Genomic DNA, 5,054 nt, shown 5'->3' on the forward strand with positions numbered 1-5,054 from the left:
ACAATATTCAGGTCTGCTTCAGCAACACTGTATTGCATCAAGCCGATATTTGCTTCCGCGCGCAACAAGATGAGTTCTTCGTTCCTGATAATCGGCCAGGGAGCCGTTGAACTGTTGGCGACGGTCACGCCCAAATCAGACGTCAGGTCATCGTTAATGAATGGTGCTCGTTTGACTACCTTTGAAGAAAATCTCCCGTCAACCGTGCCGCCAGCATTCGTTTGTGCATCAGTTTCAATGCTTGGATGCGCATAATAATTTATAACTGCCGCAGTCGGAATTTCAAAAATCGGATTTAAGACATCGCCTGCTGATGAGCTATAAACATGGTAGACACCAAGGTTGAGGTCTCCGGCCGGGTCCAGGAATGATTGTCCCCAAGCCGTTAAGGCATCGTTAAATTTGCCTCGATATACTGCGACTCTGGCAGCAATGGCGCGGTTAAATCGTGCGAAACCGGCAGGCGTATCAAATCCCGCAAATCCATCCGAGAGTGCAAATGAAAATGAGCCCCCGGCAGAACCCAGCGCCGTGTTCGCTTCATTAAGATCATTCTCAATAAAGTTAAAGCCCTCTTCTTTGGTTGCAAAGGGTTTGGTCACATCGCCATCAAAGTTTGTGCGGATGCCTTCGGTATCAAGGTAATTGAGCATTAACAAAAGTTGATATGCACGAATCGTTTTAGCAAAACCTTCAACGCCTGCCCCTTCGGCTCTTGCTAATAGTTCGTTACAATTAAAAACCACCTGGTATCTACGGGTCCATGGGGTATTATTTAAGAAACCACCCGCATCGATAGGACCGGATAGTAATTCGGTTGTAAACCTCGGGTCAGATGGCTCAATGAAGTAGGTATTTCGACCAATGATCTCCGTTACCTGGAGATATCGATTGAGTCCGAATCTCATATTCGATTCAGCTCCTGTTACAAGCTGCTGAGTCGAGGCACTCGCTATATCCGGTGAATTTGGGTTGGAAAAATCTAAGGTTTCGCACCCGATAAACCCGAATACCGACAATACAAGCAAAGACACGACCCAACTTTGGGTTCGACTTTGTTTGTTTAATTTATTATTTTTAATCATTTTATGTTTCCTTTCGTTAAACATTAAAGGCCAAATGCCACATTAAAGTAAAACTGACGTGACGATGGGAATGGCAGTGTATCGATTGCGCGGCCAACCGCCAGGTTACCGAACTGGCTAACTTCAGGATCGTAACCACTGTAGTCGCTGATCATAATTAAGTTACGTCCGGCAACTCCCAGCCTCAAGTAGGAAATCTGGCCGTTGAATAAATTGTCAACCACAGAACTTGGAACTGAGTAGGATAAGCTCAATTCTCTCAATTTCAAGTAAGTGGCGTCAGAAACATAAGGCGCGGTTATGGTACCTAAAACATTAAGGCGCTCTTCCCCTGCTCTTCCGGTTACCGAGGGGACAGTTGTGTCACTACCATCGGGATTGGGGCAGCCATCGGGGCAAGTGAACGTTACAATATCGTCATAGTCAGCAGAAGTTCCGCCAATATCTGTGAGCAGTAAACCTAAGTCGACCACCTCGCCACCTTGAGACCAGTTCCAAAGGAAACTAAAATTGAAATTTCCAAAAGTGATATTATTGTTAAAGCCAACTGTAAAATCCGGAATCTCGTTTCCAAGGATGTTGTCTATAGTGCCGTCGGCATTGAAGACCGTTTCGGCCCCAATGATAGTATTGGGTGAGAATCCTTTCTGAATTCGCATTGCGCCTAAAGATGTAGCAAAGCCACCGGTATTAAACGGATCGACCGGTAATCCGGTAAATGGGTTCTCTCCCAGCTCGGTAATTTCAGAATCAGTGGTAAAAAAATTAATGCGAGAAGTCCAACTAAGATTTCTGGAACGAATTGGAGTCAAACCCAGGGATACTTCCCAACCCGTGGTTCTCATCTCACCGGCATTAAAGATTGCATCAACATTCCCGCTGCTGGGCGGCAGAGCTACCGCCAGAATCAAATCAGTAACGTTTTGTCTGTAGTAAGTAAGTTCCAGGGTACCATTGCCATTGAAAATGGTGGCGTCGAATCCAAGTTCAAGCTCTTTTGTGCGTTCCGGCTGAATATTCGGATCACTGACACGTCCTGAAGGTAGAAAGCCAGGCAGCCCGTCTATAATTTGCAAATTTGCGTTGGTGAATTTATCATTCGGTCTTGGAAGATTTCCGGTTTCTCCATATGCAACACGGAGCTTAAATTCACTGGACAGATTAGAAAGTCCTTCCCAGAACCCAAATTGGGACAGGCGAATAGACCCGGAAAGCTTCGGGAATAGGAAATATTTATCTACATCTCCGTTTGCACTGCTGGCGTCACCGCGCAGAGCGCCGGTCAGATAAATTTTTTCATTCAAATCTATTTCTTCCTGGAAAAAGAATCCTCGTTCCCGTTGTTTGTCCGTTTGTTCAAATACGTTAATACTCGTGGCCAAGTCCACTGCAGTCTGGCCAGGAGGGAGACCGGAGCCAACTATGTTAACGCTGTTAATATTGCGGTTTTCAAACTGCAGCCCGCCAGTCGAACGGAAAACAATATTGCCTCCAGTGGTGTAGCTATGAGTCAGGTTCAAGCCTAAGTTAGAAAAGGTGCTTTTCGTCTCTCCATTAATGGCAGTACCCGGAAATGCTGAGTCCCGTTCAAATTGCAGCTCATTAGGTGAGTGAATTCTGTTTACCTGGGAAAAGAAATCAACACCAGCCTGGGCAATAAAGTCCAGGGATTGATTTTGACTTCTTAGAATATCCCAGTCAAGTTTCAAGGAGGTAATAGTGCGGTTGACTGTTTCCCGGTTGGTAATTAAATCCCTCGTTTGAACCGGATTAGATGGATTGTAGGGATGATCCGGATAAACACCGTTCTCATCAGCATCTAAATTAACAAAACCCGGGGTGTTTGCCAGAGCAAAGCCAAAAGTTGCAGTAGTAACATTCGCATTTCCGGTCAAACCACGATCGGATTCTGAACGGGCGAAATTGGAATACGCAGAAATTTTGATACGATCGCTTATTTTGTGGTCAACATTGAGTCTACCGGAAATTTTTTGATACCCGGTATTCTTAATGATTCCATCTTCATCCTGGATGAGGCCGCTAATATAAAATTGCGTTCTCTCAGACCCTCCACGAACACTCAATGTAGTTTCAGTCAGGAAACCTTTTTCGCCATAGAGAACATCTTCCTGGTCAATGTTGCCATTCTGAGCAAAAAAGTCCGCCCCTTCTTGACCTTTCAATTCGCGGGCTGTTTCAGCGGTAAAAGTCCGAGTGCCTATCTTGTTCAGTATACTTGAAAAACCGATCTGCTGCGTTACATCAACACGCGGTTTGCCAGCCGTACCAGACTTGGTTGTAATGATGACCACGCCATTGGTAGCTTTTGAACCGTAGATAGCGGATGCACTTGGTCCCTTAAGAACTTCAATGTTTTGAATGTCATTGGGGTTCAGGTCTGCAATCCGGTTTGTTGGCTGACCTTGAGGTGTTGCACTGCCGGCACCGGTAGCCTGTGAAATTAGGTCAATACCGGATTGAATAGCAACATTGCTGAGAATCACGCCATCGATCACAAAAAGAGGCTGTGTTGAGCCTAAAATAGTAGATGTGCCGCGAAGATTTACGTTGATTCCTCCGCCCGGAGCCCCTGTATTCTGGCTAATGGTCAAACCGGCCATTTTGCCGCTCAAAGCACGTTCCAAGGTTTGTGCAGGAACAGGAATAAGCTCTTTGGCAGAAACGGTGCCAACGGAGTTTGCCAGATTTCTTCTCTTCACAGATGTCGCCAAACCCGTGACCACAATCTCAGATACTTTCAGAACATCTTCATCCATTGAGATGTTTAAGCTGCTTGTACTTTGATTTACAGTTACTTCCTGTTCAAAAAAACCGATAAAAGAAACCACAAGAGTAGCCTGATTGGCGTTGGGTAATGTTAAATTAAAATTACCATCGCGATCGGAGGCCGTACCAAGGTTGGTTCCCTTCACGGCGATGTTTGCCCCTGGCAGAGGGTCACCCGTCAATGCCTCAGTCACAGTACCGGATATTTCGAGCGCTTGCCCAAACAGAGCCGCGATACTAAAAAGACTGAATAAAAGCGTTAAAATTAGAATGTTTAATTTTCTCATTTTCTTTCCCTTCTTGATACATTAAAATAAAACACAAATTTATTAATCCACCCTGGAGATACTCGCCTATAGATTTTCTCACCACCTCCTTTTACCATAGATTTTATATTTTTTGAAAATTTGAAGATTAATTAGTATGAAGTGCTTTAAGAATATATAGTTAAAGTTAAGTTTTTGGCAACTATTGTGCCCGATGCCCGCCTGGTTTAGTCTAAACTTTTTATAAACAGTTTGCTAAGTAAAGAACATTCACATAAATAACGTCGTCTTCTATGCAATTAATTGCATCATATAATCACCTTTATTGCATACACTTAGTCAAAAAGTTTCAATAAATTCCAACAGGCCAGGCGAGGTGTTGCAGAATAATAACAAATCATAAAGATACAAAAAGATAGTGCTTATTGTCAATACCTTTTTTTGAGAATTCCTGAAAACTCAGATTGGAGTTAACTTGAAATTGACGGGAAGGAGTCTCAATTCACCGCGACAGCCAATGTATCGTGGTGCTGATGTATCAGTGTTCGTAAATAAGTCCCGATCCGATTGGCTGCTTCAAATCCGGCGTGGCGCGCGGCTTCCTCTTCTTTTTCCTCCGAAATATCTGCGCTTTCGGCAAAGTGTTTGAGATCGCGGTAGCAGCCAATTGTAAAAATATCCCAGGCCGCACCCTGGTCATGTGTAAAAATCAGGTTCTGCGGACGCCCAAGTCTTTCGAGATAACTGTTTTCCATTTGCCTCTGTTCAAAAAGTTCGTCGTGTTTTCCGGGTAATGCGATAAACATCTCAACATGAAAAAAACGCATACCTGCAAAGGCTTTTGTCACCTCTTCGAGAGTTGCTCCAAAAACAAAGACTTCTTCGTGCCAGGCAACGTACTCTTTAAATTTTCGCT

The 5,054-nt window shown here is 44.2% G+C and carries 3 protein-coding genes; all 3 read right to left on the bottom strand.

Annotated features, from left to right (window positions below):
* Positions 1-1,085 (bottom strand): RagB/SusD family nutrient uptake outer membrane protein (locus tag IH879_19390; GenBank protein ID MCH7677092.1); only part of this gene is annotated, 1,085 nt, incomplete at its 3' end.
* A 23-nt stretch (positions 1,086-1,108) separates the two neighbouring features.
* Positions 1,109-4,159: a SusC/RagA family TonB-linked outer membrane protein gene (locus IH879_19395; GenBank protein ID MCH7677093.1), complete on the bottom strand. Its 3,051-nt coding sequence runs from the start codon at positions 4,157-4,159 to the stop codon at positions 1,109-1,111.
* 476 nt (positions 4,160-4,635) lie between these two features.
* Positions 4,636-5,054 (bottom strand): hypothetical protein (locus IH879_19400; GenBank protein MCH7677094.1); only part of this gene is annotated, 419 nt, incomplete at its 5' end.

The organism is candidate division KSB1 bacterium (genome assembly GCA_022562085.1).
GTDB lineage: Bacteria > Zhuqueibacterota > Zhuqueibacteria > Oceanimicrobiales > Oceanimicrobiaceae > Oceanimicrobium.

Coding starts and splice junctions, on each gene's coding strand:
- IH879_19395 (MCH7677093.1), bottom strand. CDS start 4,159: ATGAGAAAATTAAACATTCTAATTTTAACGCTTTTATTCAGTCTTTTT.